At 69.4% G+C, this 24066-nt stretch carries 27 protein-coding genes and 1 tRNA gene; 11 read left to right on the plus strand and 17 right to left on the minus strand.

The genetic code is table 11. The features are described 5' to 3' along the window. Positions 1 to 139: 139 nt before the first annotated feature. Entirely contained in the window at positions 140 to 916 is a 777-nt protein-coding gene (locus MFF40_RS22955; RefSeq protein WP_147855165.1) for a hypothetical protein, read from the plus strand. Positions 917 to 984: 68 nt separating this feature from the next. On the opposite strand, the gene MFF40_RS22960 is transcribed toward MFF40_RS22955, so the two are convergent. From MFF40_RS22960 to MFF40_RS22975, 4 genes are all read right to left on the minus strand, one after another. Next, entirely contained in the window at positions 985 to 1878 is an 894-nt protein-coding gene (locus tag MFF40_RS22960; RefSeq protein WP_147898114.1) for an inositol monophosphatase family protein, read from the minus strand. After that, positions 1875 to 2450 (minus strand): NUDIX domain-containing protein, encoded by a 576-nt coding sequence (locus MFF40_RS22965; RefSeq protein ID WP_238262367.1) that lies wholly within the window; start codon positions 2448 to 2450, stop codon positions 1875 to 1877. The genes MFF40_RS22960 and MFF40_RS22965 overlap by 4 nt, the downstream gene beginning before the upstream one ends. A 7-nt stretch (positions 2451 to 2457) precedes the next feature. Beyond that, entirely contained in the window at positions 2458 to 3165 is a 708-nt protein-coding gene (locus tag MFF40_RS22970; protein ID WP_147856015.1) for a glutathione binding-like protein, read from the minus strand. Between the two features lie 187 nt (positions 3166 to 3352). Next, positions 3353 to 4291, minus strand: coding sequence for an SMP-30/gluconolactonase/LRE family protein (locus MFF40_RS22975; protein WP_238262368.1), 939 nt, complete (start codon positions 4289 to 4291; stop codon positions 3353 to 3355). Positions 4292 to 4753: 462 nt separating this feature from the next. Between MFF40_RS22975 and MFF40_RS22980 the strand changes: the two genes are divergently transcribed. Together MFF40_RS22980 and MFF40_RS22985 are read left to right on the plus strand one after the other, a co-directional pair. Beyond that, a tRNA-Pro gene (locus MFF40_RS22980) sits at positions 4754 to 4830 on the plus strand. Positions 4831 to 4856: 26 nt separating this feature from the next. Further along, positions 4857 to 5168, plus strand: a complete 312-nt coding sequence (locus MFF40_RS22985) for an ETC complex I subunit (protein ID WP_058191156.1) — start codon at positions 4857 to 4859, stop codon at positions 5166 to 5168. 31 nt (positions 5169 to 5199) lie between these two features. Here MFF40_RS22985 and MFF40_RS22990 read toward each other — a convergent pair whose 3' ends face one another. After that, on the minus strand, positions 5200 to 5658 hold the full coding sequence (locus MFF40_RS22990; RefSeq protein ID WP_147856013.1) for a nucleoside deaminase: 459 nt from the start codon (positions 5656 to 5658) through the stop codon (positions 5200 to 5202). A gap of 51 nt (positions 5659 to 5709) precedes the next feature. Continuing rightward, positions 5710 to 6777 (minus strand): spore photoproduct lyase family protein, encoded by a 1068-nt coding sequence (locus tag MFF40_RS22995; RefSeq protein WP_147856012.1) that lies wholly within the window; start codon positions 6775 to 6777, stop codon positions 5710 to 5712. A gap of 176 nt (positions 6778 to 6953) precedes the next feature. Between MFF40_RS22995 and MFF40_RS23000 the strand changes: the two genes are divergently transcribed. Next, a complete protein-coding gene (locus tag MFF40_RS23000; protein ID WP_238262370.1) occupies positions 6954 to 9017 on the plus strand; it encodes a putative bifunctional diguanylate cyclase/phosphodiesterase in 2064 nt (687 codons plus the stop codon). 13 nt (positions 9018 to 9030) lie between these two features. Here MFF40_RS23000 and MFF40_RS23005 read toward each other — a convergent pair whose 3' ends face one another. Genes MFF40_RS23005 through MFF40_RS23015 form a run of 3 tightly spaced genes read right to left on the minus strand, consistent with a single transcriptional unit; the run spans position 9031 to position 12261 of the window. Beyond that, on the minus strand, positions 9031 to 10503 hold the full coding sequence (locus tag MFF40_RS23005) for a flavin-containing monooxygenase (protein WP_238262372.1): 1473 nt from the start codon (positions 10501 to 10503) through the stop codon (positions 9031 to 9033). Next, positions 10500 to 11408 (minus strand): alpha/beta hydrolase, encoded by a 909-nt coding sequence (locus MFF40_RS23010; RefSeq protein ID WP_238262374.1) that lies wholly within the window; start codon positions 11406 to 11408, stop codon positions 10500 to 10502. The genes MFF40_RS23005 and MFF40_RS23010 overlap by 4 nt, the downstream gene beginning before the upstream one ends. A gap of 1 nt (position 11409) precedes the next feature. Further along, on the minus strand, positions 11410 to 12261 hold the full coding sequence (locus MFF40_RS23015; RefSeq protein WP_147897208.1) for an SDR family NAD(P)-dependent oxidoreductase: 852 nt from the start codon (positions 12259 to 12261) through the stop codon (positions 11410 to 11412). A gap of 105 nt (positions 12262 to 12366) precedes the next feature. Here MFF40_RS23015 and MFF40_RS23020 point away from each other — a divergent pair, with 105 nt between their 5' ends. Continuing rightward, a complete protein-coding gene (locus MFF40_RS23020) occupies positions 12367 to 13005 on the plus strand; it encodes a TetR/AcrR family transcriptional regulator (protein ID WP_147897209.1) in 639 nt (212 codons plus the stop codon). A 57-nt stretch (positions 13006 to 13062) separates the two neighbouring features. Beyond that, on the plus strand, positions 13063 to 14310 hold the full coding sequence (locus MFF40_RS23025; protein ID WP_147897210.1) for a NupC/NupG family nucleoside CNT transporter: 1248 nt from the start codon (positions 13063 to 13065) through the stop codon (positions 14308 to 14310). A 356-nt stretch (positions 14311 to 14666) separates the two neighbouring features. Here MFF40_RS23025 and MFF40_RS23030 read toward each other — a convergent pair whose 3' ends face one another. Beyond that, a complete protein-coding gene (locus MFF40_RS23030; protein WP_147856648.1) occupies positions 14667 to 14909 on the minus strand; it encodes a hypothetical protein in 243 nt (80 codons plus the stop codon). A 168-nt stretch (positions 14910 to 15077) separates the two neighbouring features. Between MFF40_RS23030 and flaF the strand changes: the two genes are divergently transcribed. Further along, positions 15078 to 15449 (plus strand): flagellar biosynthesis regulator FlaF, encoded by a 372-nt coding sequence (gene flaF, locus MFF40_RS23035; RefSeq protein ID WP_147856647.1) that lies wholly within the window; start codon positions 15078 to 15080, stop codon positions 15447 to 15449. A gap of 30 nt (positions 15450 to 15479) precedes the next feature. Here the strand turns inward: flaF and MFF40_RS23040 are convergent, their stop codons facing one another. Beyond that, entirely contained in the window at positions 15480 to 15899 is a 420-nt protein-coding gene (locus MFF40_RS23040; RefSeq protein WP_147897211.1) for a flagellar biosynthesis repressor FlbT, read from the minus strand. A 190-nt stretch (positions 15900 to 16089) separates the two neighbouring features. Here MFF40_RS23040 and xylB point away from each other — a divergent pair, with 190 nt between their 5' ends. Continuing rightward, complete coding sequence (gene xylB / locus MFF40_RS23045; RefSeq protein ID WP_238262376.1) at positions 16090 to 16863, plus strand: D-xylose 1-dehydrogenase; 774 nt, start codon at positions 16090 to 16092, stop codon at positions 16861 to 16863. A gap of 184 nt (positions 16864 to 17047) precedes the next feature. On the opposite strand, the gene MFF40_RS23050 is transcribed toward xylB, so the two are convergent. Beyond that, on the minus strand, positions 17048 to 17671 hold the full coding sequence (locus MFF40_RS23050) for a TetR/AcrR family transcriptional regulator (protein ID WP_238262378.1): 624 nt from the start codon (positions 17669 to 17671) through the stop codon (positions 17048 to 17050). Between the two features lie 157 nt (positions 17672 to 17828). Here MFF40_RS23050 and MFF40_RS23055 point away from each other — a divergent pair, with 157 nt between their 5' ends. Beyond that, positions 17829 to 18851: an MDR family NADP-dependent oxidoreductase gene (locus tag MFF40_RS23055; RefSeq protein WP_147853876.1), complete on the plus strand. Its 1023-nt coding sequence runs from the start codon at positions 17829 to 17831 to the stop codon at positions 18849 to 18851. A 57-nt stretch (positions 18852 to 18908) separates the two neighbouring features. On the opposite strand, the gene MFF40_RS23060 is transcribed toward MFF40_RS23055, so the two are convergent. After that, on the minus strand, positions 18909 to 19607 hold the full coding sequence (locus MFF40_RS23060; RefSeq protein WP_147853875.1) for a ribonuclease activity regulator RraA: 699 nt from the start codon (positions 19605 to 19607) through the stop codon (positions 18909 to 18911). 214 nt (positions 19608 to 19821) lie between these two features. Here MFF40_RS23060 and MFF40_RS23065 point away from each other — a divergent pair, with 214 nt between their 5' ends. Further along, complete coding sequence (locus tag MFF40_RS23065) at positions 19822 to 20097, plus strand: BrnT family toxin (RefSeq protein ID WP_147853874.1); 276 nt, start codon at positions 19822 to 19824, stop codon at positions 20095 to 20097. Next, positions 20084 to 20482 (plus strand): BrnA antitoxin family protein, encoded by a 399-nt coding sequence (locus MFF40_RS23070; RefSeq protein WP_147853873.1) that lies wholly within the window; start codon positions 20084 to 20086, stop codon positions 20480 to 20482. The genes MFF40_RS23065 and MFF40_RS23070 overlap by 14 nt, the downstream gene beginning before the upstream one ends. A gap of 53 nt (positions 20483 to 20535) precedes the next feature. Here MFF40_RS23070 and MFF40_RS23075 read toward each other — a convergent pair whose 3' ends face one another. The 4 genes from MFF40_RS23075 to uvrC form a co-directional block, all read right to left on the minus strand. After that, positions 20536 to 20766 (minus strand): hypothetical protein, encoded by a 231-nt coding sequence (locus MFF40_RS23075; RefSeq protein ID WP_147853872.1) that lies wholly within the window; start codon positions 20764 to 20766, stop codon positions 20536 to 20538. A 267-nt stretch (positions 20767 to 21033) separates the two neighbouring features. Further along, positions 21034 to 21285: a molybdopterin converting factor subunit 1 gene (gene moaD, locus MFF40_RS23080; RefSeq protein WP_147853871.1), complete on the minus strand. Its 252-nt coding sequence runs from the start codon at positions 21283 to 21285 to the stop codon at positions 21034 to 21036. A gap of 38 nt (positions 21286 to 21323) precedes the next feature. Then, the gene (gene pgsA, locus MFF40_RS23085) at positions 21324 to 21923 is read right to left on the minus strand and encodes a CDP-diacylglycerol--glycerol-3-phosphate 3-phosphatidyltransferase (RefSeq protein ID WP_187193748.1); all 600 of its coding nucleotides are present in this window, start codon (positions 21921 to 21923) and stop codon (positions 21324 to 21326) included. A 73-nt stretch (positions 21924 to 21996) separates the two neighbouring features. After that, entirely contained in the window at positions 21997 to 24063 is a 2067-nt protein-coding gene (gene uvrC, locus MFF40_RS23090; RefSeq protein ID WP_238262382.1) for an excinuclease ABC subunit UvrC, read from the minus strand. Positions 24064 to 24066: the final 3 nt, after the last annotated feature.

Genomic DNA, 24066 nt, shown 5'->3' on the forward strand with positions numbered 1-24066 from the left:
CGCCGCCGGATACGAGGACGACTTGGCCGTCGCTACATAAGTGGGAACAGCTCTAGTCCCGTGTTTCGCTCAGTTTTTGCAGCGTAAAGGACCGAGCGCCGGTGAGGTTGTTCACCTCTCGCGCGCGAGACTGCGCGCCATGCCGTCAATGCGCCTCTTCTTCTTCGCCCTTGTTGCCGTGCTGGGCTTGCCGGTCGATCGCGCCGCGCTCGGCGAAGCATTCCGGTCTCCCACTACGGGAGAGGTCCGCTTCATTTACCTCGTGCCAAGCGATCGCTCGATCTCGTCGATCTATCCCAGCCGCATCGCCGAAGCGGCGCACCATTTCCAATCGTGGCTGGGCAAGAAGCTCGAGGGTCGCACGGTCCGTCTGGGTCATCCGGCGGTGAGGATCCTGCGTTCCGATAAGCCGGCCCGGTGGTTCAGCGCGGTCGATCAATACCGCGGGTTCGACGCCTTCTATCGCAACGCGCTCGATGAGCTGACGCGTCTGGGAGCTGCCAAGCTGAACGATCCGGAGGCACGATACGTCGTCTACGTCGACGCTGATCACGCCTGCGGGCAATCGGGAGCCGGCGGCAACGGACTCGCGGTCGTGTCCGCCAATGATCTCAGGGGGATCAGCGGGGAAGCCATCGTACCCGCCTGCGAGAAGGCCAACGGTGCCGAGATCGCAGGACGATGCCGCTGGATCGGCGGAATGGGGCACGAACTGTTGCACACGCTTGGCTTGAGGCATCCGGATCGTTCACCCGCATGTCAAACGAGCCAATGCCGCTCCGAGGCCCTAATGATGCAGGGCTATATCACCTACCCGAATGCCGTTCTTCTCGATGAGGAAACCGCCTCGCTACAGCGCTCGCCATTCATCCAGGCCGGTCAGATCAACAGATTGGCCGAGTGCAGTGGCCCGTGAAGGGGCTGGCACCCGAATGCGATCAGGCGTGGATGCCCAACGGCACGACCGACTCACAGGGTAATCCGCTAGGCCTTGCGGATCGCCCTCGCCAGGTCGGCCGCCTGGTCTCGATCCCGGCAGACCAGCCAGAGGTCGTCGTGGGCCGACAGCTCCGCATCGAACAGGTCGATGAAGGCGGCGGGCGGGGGAGCGAGGTCGGGCCAGTGATAGAGGCGAAAGCCCAGCGCCTCGAACAGGGGCAGGATCGGCGCTAGATCCCAGAGCATGCTGTTGACGACCGTCGCGTCGAGCCGCCCGGTGGCCAGGAGCGCCGCGTCCGAGATCGACCCGCCCTCGCTCCAGGGGAACCAGGCCCGCCCGTAATCCAGGGTGAAGCGCTGGGCCGCGACGGCGAGCCAGCCGACATGGCCGGTCCGGCGGGGTGAGGGGGCCAACGGCCGCAGCGCCTCCGTCCGGCGCCCGCACCGGGTCGGCGCCCAGAATGCCCGGCCCTCGGAGACGGCCAACAGGATGCCCGCGGCGGTCTCCGCATTCTCCGTGCGGGCGGGGCCGGAGCGGTCCTCGTTCCAGGCCGGCAGGTTCATCACGCCGGCGCGGGGCCAGCCCGACCGGCAGGCCGCCACCATCACGCCCCAGCCCGACAGGCCGCCCGCGAACGGCCGTGTGCCGTCGATCGGGTCGCCCACGAAGGTCCAGGCGTCGCGCGCCAGCATCGCCTTGGCGGCCGCGTGGCCAAGCTCGTCGGCCGTCTCCTCCTCGATCAGGTCGGGGCCGAAGCGCGCGTGCAGCAGGCGGCTGACCGCGAGATCCGCCTCGGTCAGAGCCTGGCCGAGGTCCGGCCCCTTGTTGGTCATCGCCAGGCCCTCCGCGCGCATCGCGAGCGCCAGCGGCGCGGCCTCCTCGGTGAAGGCGAGCATTGCGGCGAGGACATCGCCGACCGGGGCGTCGGGTGCGATCATGCGGCGAACAACGCGGGCTGGCGCAGCATCAGCGCCTGGACCAGGACGAGGGTCTTGAGATCGGACAGGCGCCCGGCGCGGACCTGATCCGCCAGGGCGCTGAGGGGTACCTCCAGCACCTCGACCTGCTCGCCCTCGCCGGGCAACCCGCCTCCCGGGCCGACGCGGTCGGCCTGACGGTAAGGGGCGAGGTAAAGCCACAGGCGCTCGGAGGAGACGCTCGGCATGCTGTAGGCATGGGTGACGCGCTCGAGCCGCTCGAGCCGCACGCCCGCCTCCTCCATCGCTTCGCGGATCGCGGTCGCCTCCGGCTCGCCGCCGTCGAGGCCCCCGGCCGGCGCCTCGTCGAGGGCGGGCGGGTCGCCCCAGAAGGCTGGGCCGACCCGGCTCTGCCGGACCAGCAGGGCCACCCGCCGCTCGGGATCGTAGGGCAGCACGCAGGCCGCCTCGCCGTGGTCCTCCAGGGCCCGCGGCACCGTGCTGCCGTCGGGCTGGGTCAGCGTGGCGATGCCGAAGGTGTTCCAGCCCCGGTGGATCACCCGCAGGGGCAGGGCGGTCTGCGAGCCGGTCATGAGCGGGTCAGCGCTGGGTGGTGGCGGCGGTCTGGCCGAACATCACCTTCTTGGCGTCCTCGCTCATGGTCTTGCCGTGGTCGGGGTTCACCTCCGGCGCCCGGGCATAGGCCGCCTGGGTCGCGGGCCGCTCCGCGATGGCTGTGAACCAGCGCTTCAGGTTGGGATGTGCGTCGAGGTTCTGGCCCTGCTTCTCCCACGGCACGATCCACGGGTAGCAGGCCATGTCGGCGATCGAGTACTCGGAGCCCGCGACGAAGGCGCGATCGGCCAGCCGCCGGTCGAGCACGCCGTAGAGGCGGTTGGTCTCGTTGACGTAGCGCTTGATCGCGTAGTCGATCTTCTCGGGGGCGTATTGCGAGAAGTGATGGTTCTGCCCCAGCATCGGCCCGAGCCCGCCCATCTGCCAGAACAGCCATTGCAAGACCTCGGCCCGGCCACGCAAGTCGCTCGGAATGAAGCGCCCGGCCTTCTCGGCGAGATACAACAGGATCGCACCCGATTCGAACAGCGAAACCGGAGCGCCGCCCCCGGCCGGCTCGTGATCCACGATCGCCGGCATGCGGTTGTTCGGGGCGATCTTGAGGAAGTCCGGATTGAATTGTTCGCCCTTGCCGATGTTGATCGCCTTGATCTGGTAAGGAATGCCCGCCTCTTCGAGGAACATCGTGACCTTGTGGCCGTTCGGCGTCGGCCAATAGTACAGATCGATCATCGGATTGTGTCCCGCTGACGCGTCATCCTGGACGGTGGGTGCCGGCTTTCGGAAGAGATGACGCAAAAACAAAGCTCTGGAGCCGCCTCGTGGACCGGGTGTCCGAGAGGAGGCTCCGAGCCCCCGGCGGTGGGGAGGTGGGTCTCTGCGGCGGTCCGGTCAAGCATCGTCCGGAGCGATCGCGGCCTCATCCGCCGAGGCAGCCCTGGGTCTCCACGTAGAGGGCGTAGAGCGACTGGCTCGCCGCCATGAACAGGCGGTTCCGGTGCCGGCCGCCGAAGCACAGGTTGGCGCAGCGCTCCGGCAGGCGGATGCGGCCGATCAGGCGCCCATCCGGGTTGAACACCATCACGCCGTCCAGCGCGTCCTCGCCCATGCCCCAGCCACACCAGAGATTGCCGTCCTGATCGCAGCGGATCCCGTCCGGCGTGCCGGGCCCCGCGTCGATCAGCACCCGGCGGTCGCGCAGGGTCCGGCCGCCGACGACGTCGAAGGCGACGATGCGCCGGGTGGGCTCGCCGCGGGATTCCACGAGGTACAGCCGCGATTCGTCCGGCGCGAAGCACAGGCCGTTCGGCCCGGCGATGGCGTGCGCGACCACCTCGAGGGCGCCGGTTTCCGCATCCAGCCGGTAGACGTTCTGGGGCAACTCGGATTCGGCGCGCTCGCCCTCGTAGTAGCTGGCGATCCCGAAGGTCGGATCCGTGAACCAGACCGCGCCTTCGCGCGCGATGACGAGGTCGTTCGGTGAGTTGAGGCGCCGGCCCTCGAAGGCGTCGGCCAGAACGGTGAGCGACCCGTCATACTCGGTCCGCACCACCCGGCGGCCGCCATGCTCGCAGGTCACGAGCCGCCCCTGCCGGTCGCGGGTGTTGCCGTTGGCGAATCCCGACGGCCTGCGGAACGTGCCGACGGCGCCGGTCTCCTCGTCCCAGCGCAGGATCCGGTTGTTCGGGATATCGCTCCACAGGAGATAGCGCCCATCCCCGAACCAGACCGGCCCCTCGCTCCAGCGGCAGCCGGTGGCGAGGCGCTCGACCGCCGCGCTGAACACCCGGTAGCGGGCGAACGAGGCGTCGAGGATCTCGACCGCCGGGTCGGGGTAGCACGCGCTCGGCGTCCACACGGGATTGGGCTCCTGCCGCTGGCGCGCCGATCCGGGCGCAGGGCAACCGCGATACAGGAACGATCGGGCGACGCCAGGGCACAGAGGTGCGCGGAGCGCGGTCCTTCAAGCGATCGCCAAGTCGGTGCCCCGGATGCGAAGCGGAGGATGGCGGCCGGACGAGATCGTCAGTCGGCGCTTCGCCTCGGCGGGAGCGACGAGGACCAAGATCCCCCACCGCCAATCTCCGCGCCGCGTCTCCACCGCCCCCCAATGGAATGCAGTTCGGTTCGTCGGTGCGAGAATCAGCCCTCGCCGTCCCAAGGAAGACCGTACGCGCGCCTGAATTGTCTGACAAGTGAGGCGATGCCGTTTGAAGCGGCTTTCGACAGCCGGCCGCGCAATCCCGGCCCACCTGTGGCCCGCTGCCCCGTTGCGCCCGGACCGGCGAAACGCTACGGATCTGAGCCCGTAACGGGGTGTCGGGGTGTGGCGCAGTCTGGTAGCGCACCTGGTTTGGGACCAGGGGGTCGTAGGTTCGAATCCTATCGCCCCGACCATTCGATCAGGAGCTTGTCGAGTTCAGATGCCGAGCGCCCGCATCTTCCGCCCCTCCCGGGACGCCACGCAGTCGGGCCTGGCCCGCACGAAGCAGTGGATCCTCGAGTTCGACCAGACCAGCCCGCGCGAGATCGATCCGCTGATGGGCTGGAACGGATCGGCCGACATGATGCAGCAGGTGCGCCTGGAGTTCGACACGGAGGAGGAGGCGGTGGCCTATGCCAAGCGCGAGGGCATCGCCTACCGGGTCGAGCAGCCGGCCAAGCCGGTCTTCCGCAAGGGCCTGTCCTACTCGGACAACTTCAAGTTCAACCGCACGGCGCCCTGGACGCACTGATGCGCCCCAGCGCGCCCGAGGGCGCGGGCGATCAGGATCCGCGGCGCGCCCGCCAGGCCGCGTAGGGCGCTTCACCCGCCGGCCGGAGCTGGCTGAGCCGCATCGGCTGTTCGTCCAGGGGGCGGCACAGTTCCGCGTAGATGCTGGCGCTGCCGGCTCCGTGCTCCTCCGCTTCCTCCGCCGAGAAGGCGAAGTAGCCTTCGCGGAAGCCTGCGAGCCGCATCGCCGCGTGGCACATCGGGCAGGGGCGCCCGCTCGCGTACATCACGCAATCGGAGAGGTCGCGGCGCGCCAGCACTTGGCTGGCCTCGCGCAGCGCCACCATCTCGGCATGCGCGCTCGGGTCGTTGGTGGCGTGCACGGTGTTGGCGGCCCGGACCAGCACGGCGCCGTCGCGCACGATCACCGCGCCGTACGGAGAACCGCCGGCCAGAACGTTCGCCTCGGCCAGCGCGACCGCCTCGCGGATATAGCTCTCGTGCTCGGACATCCCTGCGCCTTTTCCTGAACCCGCGCGCCAACGCGCCGCCGGGCCCGGAGTTCAGAACGCGTAGCGCACGGTGCAGTACGGCAGGGATTCGGCCAGCAGCGCCTTGAACCGGGCGAGCCATCGACCCTTCCAGCCGGTCCGGTAGCGCAGGTTGGTGCCGCCGCCCTCCGAGACCTTCGCCTCCTGGATGTCCGGCCGCCACAGCAGGTCCTCTGCCTTGGGGTGCCAGCCGAGATTTACCTCGTGCAACCCCGCATTGTGGGTCAGCATGATGATCTCGCACTTGAGCTGCGCCTTGGCGGCGTCCGACAGCGTGGCGTCGATCTCGGCGAACAGCGCCCGCCAATCGGCCTCCCAACCCTCGTAGAGGATCACCGGCGAGAAGTTGGCGTGGACCTCGTAGCCGGCGGCCACGAAGTCGTCGATCGCGGCGATCCGCTCGGGGATCGGCGTCGTGCGCACGTCCACGATCTTGGCGATCCGCGCGGGCATCAGCGAGAACCGGATCCGCGTCTTGCCCTGCGGGTCGTAGGCCAGGAGATCGCGGTTGACCGCCTTGGTGGCGAAGGACGCCTTGGCGTTCGGCAGGGTGCGGAACCGCTCGACGAAGGTGCGGACGCCGCTGCTCACCGCCGCGTCCACCGACAGGTCGCCGTTCTCGCCGATGTCGTAGATCCAGTATTCCGGGTCGATCGTGTCGGGTTCCGGCAGGGGGCCCTGCCGGTCCGCGTGCCGGGCGATCGCCGCGCAGGCCTGGTCGATGTTCACGAACAGCGAGATCGGGTTCGAGAAGCCCTTGCGCCGCGGCACGTAGCAATAGGCGCAGGCCATGGCGCAGCCGTTCGAGGTCGAGGGCGCGATGAAGTGGGCGCTGCGGCCGTTCGGCCGCATGGTCAGGCCTTTCTTCACGCCGAGCACCAGGGTCGAGCGCTTGATCCGGACCCAGTCCTCCACCGAGCCCGCGTTGCCGTGGAGCGCCGGGATGTTCCAGTGCGACGGCACGGGTATGCGCTCCGCGTCGGGGAAGCGCGCCAGGATCTCCCGGCCGATTGGGTAATCGCCCACCGTGGGCTCGTGGTAGATCGTCCGGATGTCGAGGAGGTCGCTGGTGAGGGCCATGCTGCGTCCGGGGCCCGGCTGCGGCCCGACCCGCGATATGGCGCGCGGCGGCGGGACCGGAATGGCTTGCGACGTGCGGTCCCAATGGTCCGCGGCGGTCGATTCCATGGACGCGTAATTTCAACACTCTCTTACGACTCTTGATTGATTATTGCGTGCCTCTGATTGGATGCGCGATGACGATTCACGACCTGGAGGACGCAGCCCCCGGGACGGCGGTCTCCGGCGATCCGGCACGGCTGAACGCGCTGGTCCGCCGGGATCAGCTCGAAGCCGTGCGCGGCAGCGTCCTCACCGCGATTCCGGTCAACATGCTGCTCGGGCTGGCGAGCGTGCTGGTGGCGTTCCAGGGCGGCAACGGCCGCGCCGGGATGGTCTGGTACGCGGCCTCGACCGCGGCCAACCTCGTGCGGATCGGACTGTGCCGGGCGCCCTGTCCGGGGCTCGCCCTGACGGCCGAGATGCCGCCGGACATGGCCGGGGCCGCCTCGCGCTCGGTGGAGGGACACCTGCGCGCCTGCACCGCCGCGGCCCTCCTGTCGGGGCTGGTCTGGGCGTTCCAGCCGCTGCTATGCGCGGGCTACACCTCGGCGCAGACCCTGTTCTACCTCACCATCACCTGCGGCATCACCGCGGGGGCCGTCACCCACGGGACGGCCTATGCCCGGATCCCGTTCAGCTTCATCGTACTGCCGCTGCTGTCGGTGGCGTTTTGCCTGTTCGCCGCCGGCGGGTTCGACCGCTGCTGCCTGGCGGCCTGCGTGCTGCTCTATCTCGCCGCCTTGTCCCGCACCGCGTTCCAGAGCGAGGCGGGGTTCCGCGAGGCGAGCCGGCTGAAGAACGACGCCACCGCGCTCGCCCGATCCCGCGCCGAGGCGCAGGCCAGCGCCACCGCGCTGGTGGAGGAGATGCGCTGGCGCGCGACCCACGACGACCTCACCGGCCTGCTCAACCGGGCCGGCTTCATCCAGCAGGCCGAGGACCGCCTCGGGACGCGTTCGGATGCCGGTTCGACCGGCGCGGTCGGGATCCGGTTCGGCGCCGGCACCGCCTGCCTGCTGCTGCTCGACCTCGACGGCTTCAAGTCGGTCAACGACGTCTACGGACACCAGACCGGAGACCGGGTGTTGGTCGAAGTCGCGCGGCGGGTGCGCGCCGCCCTGCCGCCGGGCGGACTCGCCGCGCGGCTGGGCGGGGACGAGTTCGCGGTGCTGTACGATCCCGTCGCGGCGGGCATGCCCTACGCCGATCTCGCCGCCGGCCTGATCGCGGCCGTCGCGCAGCCGTTCGACGGCTTCGACGAGGGGCGGCTCGGGGTCAGCATCGGCGTCCACGCCCAACCCGAGCCCGACCTGATGGCGATGCTCAGCTGCGCCGACGAGGCGCTGTACGCCTCGAAGGCCGCGGGCCGGAACCGCTTCCGGCTGTTCGACGCCGGCCTGCGCGACTGCCTGGAGATGCGGCGCGAGCTGGAGCGCGACCTGTCGCACGCGCTGGTCGAGTGCGCCCTCGAAGTCTGGTTCCAGCCGATCTACGCCCTGGACGCCCGGACGCTGGTCGGGCTCGAGGCGCTGGTGCGCTGGCACCACCCGCGCCTGGGCTGGATCGCGCCCCCCGACCTGATCGCCGCCGCCGGCATGGCCGGCCTGACCGAGTCGCTCCTGCGCTTCATCCTCGATCAGGTCTGCCGGATGATGGAGATCCTGCGGGCCCGGGGCCTCGGCACCGTCCGGGTGGCGATGAACGTCTCGCCCCGAGAGATGGCGCAGATCCCGGTGGACGAGATCGTGATCGCGCGCCTGGCCGCCCTCGACCTGCCGGCCGCACTCCTGGAGATCGAGATCACCGAGGAGACCGCCCTCGATCTCGGCGCGGTCCAGGGCAAGCTCCAGGCGCTCTCGCGCGCCGGCATCCGGGTGGCGCTCGACGATTTCGGCATCGGCTACTCGTCCCTGTCCTCGCTCCGGCAGCTCCGGGCCGACCGGATCAAGATCGACCGCAGCTTCGTCACCGGCCTCAGCACCTGCGACGACAAGCGCGGGCTGGTCCTGGCGGTGCTCGGCCTCGGCACCTTGCTCGGGCTGGAGGTCGTGGCCGAGGGGGTCGAGTCGCCGGACGACCTGCAGATGCTGCAATCGATGGGCTGCCCGTTCCTGCAGGGCTACCATCTCGGGCGGCCGATGCCGGTGCAGAAACTGGAGGCGACCTTGTTCGCCGCCAGCCGGACTCAGGCGGCCTGACAGGCCTGCCGCCTCACCCCAGCCGGTAATCCGCCATCCGGGCGCGCCGGGCGCTGCGGCGGTAGGCCATCACCGAATCGGGCCACAGGGTGGTGTTGCGCCCGTCGGCGTCGAGGTACCAGCTGCGGCAGCCGCCCGTCTGCCAGATGCTGTCGGCCAGCCGCGTCCGGATCCGGTCGAGGAAGCGCGCCTGCGCCTCCGGGCGGACCTCGATCGCCCGGGCGCCCTTGCGCAGGGCCCCCAGGCAGTCGAGGACGTGCCGCGCCTGAACCTCGATCATGGATATGATCGAGTTGTGGCCCAGCCCGGTATTGGGGCCGAGCAGCATGAAGTAGTTCGGGAAGCCCGCGACCGTGATGCCCTGGTAGGCGCCCATCCCGTCCGCCCAGGCATCGGTGAGCCGCAATCCATCGCGCCCGACGAGGTTCATCCGGGTGAAGCTCCCGGTGACGTCGAAGCCCGTGGCGTAGACGATCGCGTCGAGGGCGTGCGCGTGGCCGTCCGCGGTGGTCACGCCGCCTTCGGTGATCCGGGCGATGTCGCCGGTCTCCAGCGTCACGTTCGGGCGCTGGAGCGCCGGGTAGTATTCGTCGGAGATCAGCACGCGCTTGCAGCCGAGGCGGTAGTTCGGCGTCAGCTTCGCCCGCAACGCCCGGTCGGGCACCGCCTTGGCGAGGTGGTGGCGGGCCAGTCCCTCGGCCTGCTTGGTCAGCTTGGAGACCTTGGTGAAGCCGAAGAGCGCGCGCAGCTCGTGCAGCCAGAACAGCCGCGCCCGCTCGAGCCGCCGGAGGAACGGCAGCCGCCGGTAGCGCGCCTGGGTGGCCTCCGGGATGGCGTGGTCGTGCTTGGGCATGATCCAGGGCGGCGTCCGCTGGAACAGGGTGAGGTGCGCGGCACGCTTGGCCAGTTCCGGCACGACCTGGATCGCGCTGGCCCCGGTGCCGATCACGCCGACGCGCTTGCCCGCGAGATCGACGGAATGATCCCAGGACGCCGTGTGGAAGGCCGGCCCCGCGAACGCGTCCCGGCCGGGCAGGTCGGGATAGGCGGGATGGTGCAGGCCGCCCATGGCCGAGACGATCGCGCGCGCCGTCAGCGGCCCGCGATCGGTCTCGACGTGCCAGAGGGCCCGGGCCTCGTCCCAGGTCGCCCCGGTGAACGCGGTGCCGAGCTGGATCAGCGGCATCAGCCCGTGGCGCTCGGCGGTCTCGCGCAGGTAGGCCTGGATCTCCGGCTGCGGGGCATACATCCGCGACCAGTCGGACTTCGGGGCGAACGACAGGGAGTAGAGGTGCGAGGGCACGTCGCAGGCCGCGCCCGGATAGGTGTTCTCCCGCCAGGTCCCGCCGATGTCGGCGGCCTTCTCGATCACCCGCAGGGGCCCGATCCCGGCCTGCCGGCAGCGGATCGCCATGGCGAGGCCGGAGAAGCCCGCCCCGACGATCAGGACTTCGAGGGTCTCCGGGGTGGACGCGGGCGCGGTCATCGCGAAGCCCCCGTGGACGCGGCGGCATTCGGCGGTGCGTGGGCCTTCAGGAAGGCGGCGGCCCCGTCGAGGGAGGCGCGCGCCTCCGGCAGCATGTGGGCGGCGAACTGCCAGGCATGGGCCACGACCGGGAAGAGCTTCAGCTCGGTCACGACACCGGCCGCACGGGCCTTCTCGGCCATGCGGACCGAATCGTCGCGCAGGACCTCGCGCTCGCCCACGTGGAACAGCAGGGGCGGGTAGCCGGTCAGGTCGGCGTTGATCGGCGAGATCCGGGGATCGGCCGGGTCTGCGGTGCCGAGGTACATCGTGCGGATCACCGCGAGCGCTCCGGGGTCGAACATCGCGTCGCGCCACGCATTCGTGCGCCGCGAGCCGTCCTCGGAGACGAAGTCGGTGGCCGGCGAGAACAGGGCGGCGGCCCAGGGCGTCGGCAGGCCCCGCGCCCGCGCCTCGCCGATCAGAACCAGGGCCATGTTGGCGCCGGCCGATTCGCCGGCGATGCAGGCCGGTCCCTCGGCCCCGAACGCCTGCCAGACCGCCGTCACGTCCTCGATCGCCGCCGGGAACGGGTGCTCGGGGGCGAGGCGGTAATCGGGGACGAAGATGGTGAACCCGCGGTTGGCCAGCGCGCCGGTCACCGGCCGGTGGGTGCGCGGCGAGCAGGCGATGAAGCCGCCGCCATGGAGGTAGAGCATCCGCTGCCCGGGCCCGGATTTCGGCCTGACCCATTCCCCCCGCACCCCGCCGACCGTGCCGGGCTCGTAGGTGACCCCCTTCGGATCGGGGAAGGCCGGAGCCTCGAAGATCCGGCGGAACGCGGCGGCGTCCCGGGCCTTCGACAGGGGGCCGCGCACCTTGGTGCGTACCATCCAGGTGCCGATATACGCGCGCAGGCTCGCCATCTCAGACCTTCCCGCCGGACAGGCGCACGATCGTCTTCCAGTAGCCCACCGGCATCAGCCGCTGGATCAGCGCGGCGCTCTTCGCGTCCTTGCCGATGAGGATGCGGGGGCGGCGGCGCTCGATCCCCTGGATGATCGCGGCCGCAGCCTCCTCCGGCGAGAGCGTCAGCAGCTTGCCGAATGCCTCCCGGGCCTTCTCGTCCTCGACGCGGGCGCGTTCGGCGGCCTCCGGGTCGGTGGGCGGACGCGTGCCGCGCGCGCTGCGGGCGATGGCGGTGGCGACGCCACCGGGATGGACGACCGTCACCCCGAGCCCGCTGCCGGCATATTCGTGCCGCAGGGCTTCGGTGAAACCCCGGACCCCGAACTTGCTCGTCGCGTAGGCGACCTGGCCCGGCGGGGCGATCAGTCCGAACAGGCTCGACAGGTTGACGATCTGGGCTGCCGGCCGAGCCTTCAGCATCGGCAGGAAGGCGTGGCACATCCGCACGACGGCGCGCAGGTTGATGTCCATCAGCCACTCGAAATCTTCGAGATGCGACTCGTCGAAACGGCCGCCGAGCGCCACGCCGGCATTGTTGATCAGCACGTCGAGCCGGCCGAACCGGTCGGCGGCCCAATCGGGGAGTTTTTTGATCGCTTCCGCGTCGGCGAGGTCGAGGACCAGAGTCTCCACCGCGGCGCCGGTTGCCCGGGCCTTGCCGGCGACGGTGGCGAGGCCCGCCGCGTCGCGGTCCACCAGCAGCAGGCTGCAGTCCTTGGCAGCCAAACCCTGCGCCAGTGCGGCGCCGATGCCGCTCGCGGCTCCGGTGAGGAGCACGACCGCGCCGGCGAGTCGGAATGTCTGGGCCAAGCTGCGCCCCCCTTTGGGTCACCCGGTAGGCCGGGATCGGCGGTTCGGGATAGCCCCGGCGCCCGGCATTGTCTAGGGTGAGCACCCTAGGCCGGGAGGGGCAGGATGGCGCGGGGCCACGACAGCAGGGTGCAGGAAGCCAGTCCCGGCCGGGGTGCCGGCACGCGCGACAGGATCCTGGCGCAGAGCCTCGCGCTGTTCAACGATCGTGGTCTCGGCCGGGTCACCACCGCGGAGATCGCCGCGGCGTGCGGCATCCGCGAGGGAAACCTCCAGTACCATTTCCCGCGCAAGAGCGGCCTCGTGGAGGCGCTGTTCGCGGTCTTCGAGGTGGAGGCGGAGGCGGTGGCCGGGCGCCTGCCCGCCGACCCCGCTGCCCCGGAGGCGCTGCTCGCTTACCAGCGCGGTTGGTTCGACCTGATCTGGCGCTATCGCTGCGTCTACCGCGACGGCATCGCCATGGTGGAGATCGCCCCGGCCCTGCGCCCGCGGGTCCATGCCCTGCGGGGGCGGACCCAGGCGCTGGCCCGTGCCGTGTTCGAGGCGGCGGTGCGGGCCGGGCGTCTGCGGATCGCGCCGGACGCGCTCGGGCGGCTCATCGACAACGCCTGGATCGTGTCGAGCCACTGGATGAGCCACCGGCTCCAGGGCGGCACCGCGCTGTCCCAGGCCGACCTCGACTGGGGCTTCGCGCAGGTCCGCGACCTGTTCACCCCCTACCTGGTCACGGATCGGCAGGGCTGAGAGGTCCGTGGCCCGAACCTTCCATCTGCGCGGCCACGCTCGAACCCGAAGGACGCGATGCTCGACCGACTGATCCATGCCGGCCTCGCGATCCTGCTGCTCCTGGCCATCGGCGCCCTGTTCTCGACGAACCGGCGGGCGATCCGGCCCCGGGTCGTGCTCAGCGCCCTGGCATTGCAGGTGGGCCTCGGGGCGCTGATCCTGTTCCTGCCCGCCGGGCAGGCCGCGCTGAGGGCCGCCGCCGACGTGGTGGTGACGGGGCTCTCCTACGGCGACCGCGGCACGGCGTTCCTGTTCGGCGGGCTGGTGGAGCCGAAGATGTTCGAGCTGTTCGGCGGGTCGGGCTTCATCCTGGCCCTGCGGGTGCTGCCGCAGATCCTGTACGTCTCGGCCCTGATCGGAGTGCTGTACCATCTCGGCGTGATGCAGGCCCTGGCGCGCGGCCTCGGCGCCGGGCTGCGGCGGATCCTCGGCACCTCGCCGATCGAATCGTTCTCGGCGGTGATCACCATCGCGATCGGCCAGAGCGAGATCGCGGTGGCGCTGCGCCCGTTCCTGCCGCTGCTGACGGGCGCCGAATTGTTCGCCGTGATGTCGAGCGGCGCGTCCTCGACGGCGGGGTCGATCCTGGCCGGCTACGCGGCACTCGGCGTGCCGATGACCTACCTGCTCGCGGCCTCCGTGATGGCGATCCCGGGCGGCCTGCTCTACGCCAAGATCCTGATGCCCTCGACCGAGCCGACCCGGATCGCCACCACCCGGGTGGAGTTCGGCGAGTCCCGGGCTGCCAACGTCATCGAGGCGGCGGCGGACGGCACCCAGAAGGGCCTCGTCGTCGCGGTCTCGGTGGGCGCCATGCTGATCGCCTTCGTCGGCCTGATCGCCCTGGCGAACGGGATCGTCGGCTATGTCGGCGGCCTCGCCGGCTATTCGGGGGCGTCGATCGAGGGCGTGCTCGGCTGGGCGCTCGCCCCGCTGGCCTGGCTGCTCGGGGTGCCCTGGGAACACGCGTCGCTCGTAGGCGGCGCGATCGGCCAGAAGATCGCCTTCAACGAGTTCCTGGCCTACGCCACCCTGTCGCCGACCCTCGGCGCCGGCACCCTCGACCCGCGCTCCCAGGCGATCGTCTGCTTCGCCCTGTGCGGATTCGCCAACCTCGCCTCGATCGCGATCCAGCTCGCGAGCTTCTCCAGCCTCGTCCCGGAGCGGCGCGCCGAAGTCGCCCGCTACGGATTGCGGGCGATCCTCGCCGGGACTCTGGCGAACTTGACGAGCGCGGCGATCGCCGGGTTGTTCGTGGGGTGAGGACAGAAGACGAATGATGACGGCGTCGTGCATCGATTCTGTGGACGGAATTTTACCGTCTCATCTCATGCTTAACGACTGACGAAACGGCTATTCATGAGCATATCTGCGCATAAATGATCGCTAGAAAATAAATAATTACAATTTAATTCGCAGATTTATTGATCAAGTCATCGCAGAATTGATTTTCACATATATAAATGTGCGTTCAATACGAATATATAGATCAAAAACATGATTGTCGCGACATCAATCGACACATCCACCAGGTGGCTGATCGATCTGTTTCCGCACGCGGCGAGCACGGTCATAATGATCTGTAACCGCCTGCGTGAAAACGATAATTGGTTTCCAGCCTACGGCGCCACCGACCAGAACCTCTGCCGGTTGAACAGCATGTCCCGGGTCCCGACCGTCGGCCCCTCGGCCGGTTTGGCGCAATCGGGCTCGCGCGGTTTGGCCACCGCCGCCAGGGTCGCGACGACGGGGGCCGGCTTCAGGCCGAGGCGCGCCTGGACCTCCGGCTGACGGGCCGCCGCGATGGTGAGCACGGCGGCGATCAGGCCGCCGGCGACGGTTCCGAGGAAGAAATTCAGCATCTCTGACGCGATCCGGTGACCGGCTTGGTGGGGCCACAGTCTCTGGTCACTGTCCAACCCGGCGGGAACATGGCGGACCTGTTGCTCACGCGGCCTTAACACTTGATCTGCGACAGCTGCACGCAAGCCCGCCGGTGTGGCAGGTGCGATGACGGGGCTGGACCGCCTATGAACTACGCCGCCAACGCCTATGCCCGGACATCCCGGTCCGCGCTGACACCGCGCGAAGCCGAATCCGCAGTCCTGCTCAAGGCGGCCCAGCAGCTGATCGGCGCCAGCCAGGGGATCGCCGACGGGGACACCAAGCGCCTCAACGAGGCCCTGTCGTTCAACCAGCGCGTCTGGACCATCCTGGCCACCGAGGCGACCGCCGACGAGAACCCGCTGCCGGCCGATATCAAGCGGGGCATCGGCAACCTGGGCGTGTTCGTGCTGCGCAGCTGCGTCGACACGATGATCGAGCCGACCCCGGAGAAGATCGCCACCCTCGTGGGGATCAACAACGAGATCGCCGCCGGCCTCCAGGGCAACCCGCGCTGAAGGCGGGCTCCGCTCCGGAAACGGGCGCGCTCAGGCGGCGGTGTCGGGCGCAGGCCGCTCGACCGTCGCGGCCTGGGCCAACGCCGCGCCCTCCCACTCGACGAGCTTCCGGCCCAGCTTGATCGCCGGGTAGAACGAACCCGCCTCGACCGCCTCCGCGATGGCGGCGACCTGCGGCGCCGCCGCCGGCGCCAGCCGGATCAGCTCCCCGGCCTGTCGGAAGAACAGGTCGATGCTCGCGGCCGGGTCGTCCGCCAGGTAGATCACCGTCAGGGTCAGGTGGATCTGCTTGCAGGCCGTGTCGGCCTCGCTCTCCGTGATGATCTCGCTCTCGCGCAGGAACTTGCACTGCGTCTCGATCAGGAAGGTCGAGCGCCGGTCGCCGTTGCGAATCAGCGCGCCGTTGATGATCAACCTCTCGAGCGGTTTCAGTTCCAGGCGCAGGGGCATCGCGTGTTCCTTTCTAGAAGACGCGCCGATCTGATTCGGAATGCGTTAACGTTTGGACAATGGCGGCCGACCGCCGTTGACGCGGCCGATGATCCGGACAGGATTGTCGCGCGGCGCGGAACGTCGATTCTTCGAAGTCCTTTCGCGTCGCTCGCGACGATGCGGCGCCTCAGCCTTCGGAGAATTGCCGATGACCTCTTCCACGACGCGCGCCCTCTATCCGTCCCTGCGCGGGAAACGCGTGCTCGTGACGGGCGGCGCCTCGGGAATCGGTGAAGGTCTGGTCGAAGCCTTCGTCGCCCAGGGCGCCCGCGTCGCGTTCTGCGACATAGCCGATGAGCCGGCACACGCCCTGGTGGCGCGGCTCGCCCACGGGGCCGCGCACCCGCCGGTCTACCGCCGCTGCGACCTCAGCGATGTCGAGGCCGTCCGCTCCCTGGTGGCGGAGGTGGAAACGGAATTCGGCGGCCTCGACGTGCTGGTCAACAACGCCGGCAACGACGACCGCCACACGATCGCGGACGTGACGCCCGCCTACTGGGACGACCGAATGGCGGTGAACCTGCGTCACCTGTTCTTCGCGGCGCAGGCCGCCGTGCCGGCGATGCGCCGGGCGGGCGGCGGCGTGATCCTGAACTTCGGCTCGATCAGCTGGCACCTCGGCCTCAAGGACATGCCGCTCTACCAGACCGCGAAGGCCGCCATCGAGGGGATGACCCGGGCGCTGGCCCGGGATCTCGGTCGCGACGGCATCCGGGTCTCGGCGATCGTGCCCGGCAACGTCCAGACACCCCGCCAGGAGCGCTGGTACACCCCGGAGGGCGAGGCCGAGATCGTCGCGTCGCAGTGCCTGGACGGCCGGATCCAACCCTCCGACGTCGCCGCCCTGGTGCTGTTCCTCGCCTCGGACGACGCCCGGATGTGCACGGGGCACAATTACTTCATCGACGCCGGCTGGCGCTGAGGCTTTTGAAGAAGCGGCCATCTTGGGCTGCCAAGCTAACGTTCACCGAGCCCCGGCGGATCAGGATAGGGTTGAAACGTCCGAACGGGACAGCTCCTCCCGGGACGGCGTTGGCTGACTGGTCTCGTTGATGGGTGGCGATCGCAGACGGAGCCGATAGCGCGCCGAATCTGCAGACGGACGATCAGGCGGGTGCAATGCCGACGACCCGGAAGCAATGATCCACCACCTGGGACGCGATCGCGTCCGCCCGCCCGGTCCTGGCAGCGCCCAGGACGACACCGTGGAGCGCGTTGAACAGGAACGCAGCCGTGAAGCGCGCATCCGCGATCGCCCAGGCTTTCGCGTCGCTGCCATCGCCGAGCAATCCCGCGAGATGATCGATCAGGATGTTGTCGGTCAGGCCGTCCTGGCTCGGCGGCGGCACATCGGTGAACACGATCTCGTGCAGGCGCACCGATGTAGCGTATCCCCGGCGGCAGGCCGTGACCCAAGCGGCCAGCCGGCCGGTCCAATCCCCGTCGGCCCGGCGTTCGACCTCCGCCTCGATGGCTTGGAGCAAGGTGTCGACGAACCGTTGGCGCAGACCGCCCGCCACGGCCTCCTTGGAGGCGAAGTGCAGGTAGAAACTGCCCTTCGCCATGCCTGCCCGGGTCGTGATCTGCTCGACGGTGGTGGACGCGAAACCCTGGTCGATGAACAGGCGCTCGGCCGCGTTCATGAGGTCCTCGCGCCGCTCTTCCGGCGGTCTGGTCCTGGGCTTGGTCTTGGTCGGCACGGAAGCGGTCTCGGGAAGGGGGGCGCTCACGTCTGCCTGACGGGTTATCGCAGGGATGGGAAGGGGCGCCGCCGGATGAGAGCAGCGCTTCAATTGACTGACCGCCAGTCATTTATTAGATGGATGGCGCGACGCCGCCCGGGACGCGTGGGCCCGGCGGACGCGGATCGCGCCCCGGGGACGTGCCATGGACAGGACAATCGAACGGTGCCGCGAGGTCCGGCTGCGGACGTACCCCGACGGGATGATCCAGCCCGGCGACCTGGCGATCGTCGAAACGGCCTTGCCGGACATCGGCCCGAACGATCTCGTGGTCCGCAATCGCTGGTTCCGGATCTCCATTTCGACCCGGCTCATGGCCAACCCGGATGCGCAGGCGGTCGAAGGCATTCCGTTTCCAGCGTTGAAGCCCGGCGACGCGCTGGCGGACGGCGCGATCGGCCAGGTCGTCACCAGCCCGCCCGGGAGCGGGTTCGCGGTTGGCGCGTATGTCTCGCATCCCCTGGGGTGGCGGGATTACGCGGTCGTCGATGCCGGACGGTGCGTCGCGCTCGGTCCGGCCCCGATCGAGCCGGCGGCTTATCTCGGCCATGGCTGGACGGCCTACGCGGCCCTGACCCGGGGCGTCACGGTACGCCCGGGCGATACGGTGTTCGTGTCGAGCGGGGCGGGTGCGATCGGATCGATGGCCGGACAGATCGCCCGCAAGCTCGGCGCGACGCGGGTGATCGGCAGCACCAGCACTCAGGGCAAAGCGGAATGGATGACGGACGAGCTCGGCTATGACGCGGTGATCCTGCGCGGCGCAGGCCCGATCGTGGATCAGTTGAAGGCGGCCGCTCCGGACGGCGTGGACGTGTTCGTCGACATGGTCGGCGGCGAACAGCTGGCAGCTGCAGCAGAGGCCGCGCGCGACGGTGCGCGGTTCGTCCTGCTCGGCGCGCTGACCGCCGAGCTGAACGCTGCGGGCGCCATCATCGTCGCGCCGGTGGAGCTCGACTCGTTCCAGCTGATCCTCAGGGACGTCACCCTGCGCGGCTACAGTGCCGATCGCGACAGCGCCGCGGCATTCCCGGCCTGGATCGCCTGGCAGCGCGACGCCGGTCTCCATTTTGCCGGCACGACGGTGACCGGGCTGGAGCAGGCGCCCCGCGCCTTGCACGACGCCTGCGAAGGCCGGCTCAGGGGCGTCGTCCTGGTGGCGCTTTGACCGCGCGCCCGTCACGGGGCATCCCCGCCGACGCTTCGGCGGGGAAGGCGCGGTGGGTCAGCCCTTGCTGGCCTCGTAGCGTGCCTTGTTCTCGGCGTTCGGCGGATAGAGGCCCGGAAGCGCGGCGCCCTTGCCGACCTCCTCCATGAGCCAACCCTCGAAGCGCTCCTGCTCGGGGGCGAGTTCCATCACCGTCTCGATGAGCGCGGCCGGAATCAGCACGGCGCCGTCCTCATCCACCACGATCAGGTCGTCGGGGAACACGGCGACGCCGCCGCAGGCGATCGGCTGCTGCCAGGCCACGAAAGTCAGGCCGGCCACGGAGGGCGGAGCCGCCGCGCCCTGGCACCAGACCGGCAATCCGGTCCCCAGGACGCCCGCGACGTCGCGCACCACACCATCGGTGACCAGGGCAGCCACGCCCTTCTTGGCCATCCGGGCGCACAGGATGTCGCCGAAGATGCCGGCATCGGTCACGCCCAGCGCGTCCACCACCGCGATGCAGCCCTCCGGCATCGCCTCGATCGCCGCCCGGGTCGAGATCGGCGACGACCAGGATTCCGGCGTGGCGAGATCCTCGCGGGCCGGGACGAACCGCAACGTGAAGGCCCGGCCGACGATCCGGGGCTGGCCGGGCCGCAGCGGACGGGTGCCCCGCAGCCAGATGTTGCGAAGACCCTTCTTCAGCAGGATCGTGGTGATCGTGGCGGTGGTGACCTTCGAGAGCACCTCGACGACCTGAGCGTCGCTCGACATCCGCATATCCTTCCCGGCTGGTGCGGCTCTCACGCGAGCCAATCTTCCCGCATCCTAGATGCCATCGCACCCAATGTCGTCCATCCAGCATCCGCAGTGTCGGACGCCTACAGAAATGACGGTCACGTGCGCAGGGCGTATCACCCCTCCGCGAAGGTCGATCGTATCGACGGAACCACTGGCCTGAATCGCGGTTTCTGTATATACTGACAGCGTGCGTTTCACTTACGGTCAGCCCAAGCGGCAGGCGAACATCGCCAAGCACGGCATCGATCTCGCCGAGTTCGAGATGGCGTTCAGTTTCGACCGCTTTCTGACCATCATGACCAAGTCCAGCCGCACTGGGCGCAAACGGTTCAAGCTGATCGGCAGTTGGCACGGCCAGACCGTCGTAGTCGCCATCGTCTCCCCACTTGGCTCCGAGGCGATCGATGTCGTCAGCGTGCGGCTGGCTAACGCGAAGGAGAAAGCCCGCTATGCCGAAGGCTGAGAATGCGCCGGGTTACACCCCGACCGAAGCGTACACCCAGGCCGATTGGGATGAGGTCTCCGATAATCCCCCTTTGACCGAGGCCGAATTGGCTTCAGCCCGTTCCGGTCCACACGGGATGCCGCCTGAGATGGCGGAGACCTTCCTGAAGCACACCGGACGGCCCAAGGACGCGGCGAAGGCCGTCCCCGTCTCGCTGCGTGTACCGCCGGATGTGCTGGCCGCATACAAAGCCCGGGGCCCCGGCTGGCAGACGCGTATGAACAAGGCTTTGGCGGCCGGGCTACGGCCTGAGACCGAGGTAGCCGGGGTGAAACGCACAAACCGTGAGGACAACCGGCGGGAACGATCCGCGCCATCGCCGAAGCGCCGGACCTCTCGGTGACGACGCTCACAGCGGAAGCCCGGACGGAGAACCGTCCGGGGGCGGGGCCTGCCTCAGTCGCAGGTCTCCTTCTTCACGGTCTTGGAATCACCCATCTCGTCCTCCTTGCGCACCGTCTTGGTGACGCAGCCGTCGCCGTGATCGTGCACGGTGACGGACTTCGACTCGGAGGCCGGACGATCGACCACCACGGCGGGACGGTCGCGCTCGATCACGGTGGTCTGGGCTTGGGCGGCGGCGCCAAGGCTGAGCAGGGCGGCGGTGGCGAGGAACATCTGGCGCATACGAAAACTCCGGTCTTCGATTTCGGTCCCGAGTAACGGCGGCTCCAGCTTGAGCGTTCCGCAATTTGTGGTGGACGGTTCGGGCCATGCCGTGGCGGCCGAACGCCGGCGATCCAACGGGCGGAGGGGGCCGGAAAGCGGGCCGAACCCGTAAGCGAACGCGGCTCGGCCCACACGTCGTTCGGCTTGGAACGCAGCCGGAGCGACCCCCCCAAAGGACCCCGGGACGGGCTCGCATTCAAGGTCGGCGGACTACGTGCCGGGGGCTCAGCCGCCGGTCATCGGCGGGAAGAACGCGATCTCGGCGGCGCCCGCGATCTGCGCGTCGGGCTTGGCATGGGTCCGGTCGATGGCCGCCCGGACCACCCCCGGATCCTCGAACGCGTAGGCGTATTCCTCGCCGCGGCCACGCAGCCAGGCGACCAGATCGGTCACGGTGGCGACCTCCGGAGGGGGCGCCAGCTCCTCTTCGGCGCGGCCGATTCGCTCGCGGACCCAGGCGAAATAGACGAGCTTCATCGCAACACCGTGCCGGAAGGGGATCGGCGGCCGCCCGTTCAGCGCGGGTCGTCGATCACATGCTTGATCCCGGCCCTCATATAGTCCCAGCCGGTCCAGAGCGTGAGGGCGGCCGCGATCCAGAGCAGCGCGAGGCCGATCGGCTCCGTCCCGGGCAGGACCCGCTCGCCCGCAGGCCCGGCCACCAGGAAGCCGAGCGCCACGAGCTGCACCGTCGTCTTCCACTTGGCGATCTTGCTGACCGGCACGCCAACCTTCAACTCGGCGAGGTACTCGCGCAGGCCCGAGACCAGCACCTCACGGCACAGGATCACGATCGCCGCCCAGACCGACGAGCCGACGATGGTATGGTCGGCAGCAAGCATCAGCAGGCAGGCCGAGACCAGCAGCTTGTCGGCGATCGGATCGAGCATACGGCCGAGCGCGGAACTCTGGTGGTAGGTCCGCGCGACATAGCCATCGAGATAGTCGGTGATCGCCGCCGCCACGAAGACGCCGAGCGCGGTCCAACGCGCGGTGTGCGAGTCGGGCCAGAACAGCAACGCGACCATCACCGGCACCGCGACGAGGCGCCCGTAGGTCAGGCAATTCGCGAGCGTCCAGGCTGGCGACCGTCGTCGGGGAAGGACGGTGTTCATCGCCGGGGTGAAATCAGAGCCGGGCCCGGGCGTCAACGTCTCGGCCGCGGGCACGGCCGTGACGGCGGGATCCTCAGGCGCCGGCATGGAAGAAATCGTAGACCGCGCGCGCGGTCGCGGCGTTCACCCCGGGGGTCTTGGCCAGGTCCTCGAAGGCGGCTCGCTCGATCGCCTTCACGGTTCCGAAATGATGCAGCAGCGCGCGCTTGCGGCTGGGTCCGATGCCGGCAATCTCGTCCAAGGGATTCTTCACCATCTCACGCTTGCGCTTGGCCCTGTGGCTGCCGATGGCGAAGCGGTGGGCCTCGTCTCGCAGCCGCTGTACGAAGTAGAGCGTCGGGTCGCGCGGCGGAAGCTTGAACGGCGGCCGGCCGGGCACGAAAAACGTCTCACGCCCGGCATCGCGGTCGCGACCCTTGGCGATGCCGATCAGCGGGACGTCTTTCACGCCGATCTCGTCGAGCGCCATGCGGGCCGCGTCGAGCTGACCCTTGCCGCCGTCGATGAGGACCAGATCCGGCCAGGCGGGAAACGCTTCGCCATCCTCCGCGGGCACGGGGGGCAGCTCCGGAGCGCCGTCCTCGACGCCTGCCGCCGCAGCCTCGCGCTCGGTGCGCGGCGCCTCCTTGACCAGGCGCTTGAACCGCCGCTGCAGGACCTCGCGCATCATGCCGTAATCGTCCCCCGGGGTGAGTTCCTCCGACTTGATGTTGAACGTGCGGTAATGCGTCTTCATGAACCCGGTCGGCCCGGCCACGATCATCCCGCCCACCGCGTTCGTGCCCATGATGTGCGAGTTGTCGTAGACCTCGATCCGCCGCGGCGTCCGGTCCATGCCGAAGGCCTGCCCCAGGGCCGTGAGCAGCTTGCCCTGCGAGGCGGTGTCGGCCAGCCGCCGGGCGAGCGCCTCCTTGGCGTTGCGCTGGGCGTACTCGACGAGGTTCCTCCGCTCGCTGCGGCTCGGCCGGTGGATCTCGACGCGGTAGTCGACCCGGCTCGAAAGCGCGGCCGCGACCAGTTCGGCATCCTCGATCGGGTGGCTGGTCAGCACCGTGCGGGGCGCGGGCTTGTCGTCGTAGAACTGGCTGATGAACGAGCCGAGCACCTCCTCGGGAGTCATGGTCCGGTCGGCCTTCGGGAAGTAGGCGCGGTTGCCCCAGTTCTGGAAGTTGCGGAAGAAGAACACCTCGATGCAGAACTGGCCGGCCTGCTCGTCGAGGGCGAAGACGTCGGCCTCCTCGACGCCCTGGGTGTTGACCCCCTGCACCCCCTGGATGGCCGAGAGCGCGGCGATCCGGTCCCGGTAACGGGCGGCGCGCTCGAATTCGAGGGCCTCGGACGCCTCCTGCATCTCGGTGCGCATCCGGTCCTTCACGGCGTTGGACTTGCCCGCCAGGAACGCCCGGGCCGCATCCGCCATGGCGGCGTAGTCGTCGGTGCCGATCTCCCCGGTGCAGGGGCCGGAGCAGCGCTTGATCTGATAGAGCAGGCAGGGCCGGCTGCGGTTCTCGTAGTAGCTGTCGGTGCAGGTGCGCAGCAGGAAGGCGCGCTGCAGCGCGTTGACCGTCCGGTTGACCGCCCAGACGCTGGCGAAGGGGCCATAGTAATTGCCCTTCCGGCGCCGTGCGCCGCGGTGCTTCACGATCTGCGGCGCCGGGCCGTCGGCGGTGACCAGGATGTAGGGGAACGACTTGTCGTCCCGCATCAGCACGTTGAAGCGGGGCTTGAGCTGCTTGATCAGGTTGGCTTCGAGGAGCAGCGCCTCGGTCTCGGTGGCGGTGGTGACGAACTCCATCGCCGCCGTCTGGGAGATCATCCGGGCGATGCGGTTCGAGTGCGCCTGGCCCCGCGCGTAGGAGCCGACCCGCGCCTTCAGGTTCTTGGCCTTGCCGACGTAGAGGACGTCGCCCCGATGGTCGAACATCCGGTAGACGCCGGGCGCGTTCGGCAGCGTCGACCAGAACCGGCGGATCACCTCGGTGCCGGCCTGGACCGCGCCGGGGTCGAAATCGAAATCGATCTCCGGCGCATCCTCGGCGGACAGCGCGGCCTCGGACTCGCCAGCGCTCTCTTCGCGCTCGGCGTCGCGGCCGTCGTCGAAGGTATCGGGGGGCAGGTCTGAGAGGGCTCTGCGGTTCATACC

Source organism: Methylobacterium mesophilicum, assembly GCF_022179445.1.
Classification (GTDB): domain Bacteria; phylum Pseudomonadota; class Alphaproteobacteria; order Rhizobiales; family Beijerinckiaceae; genus Methylobacterium; species Methylobacterium mesophilicum.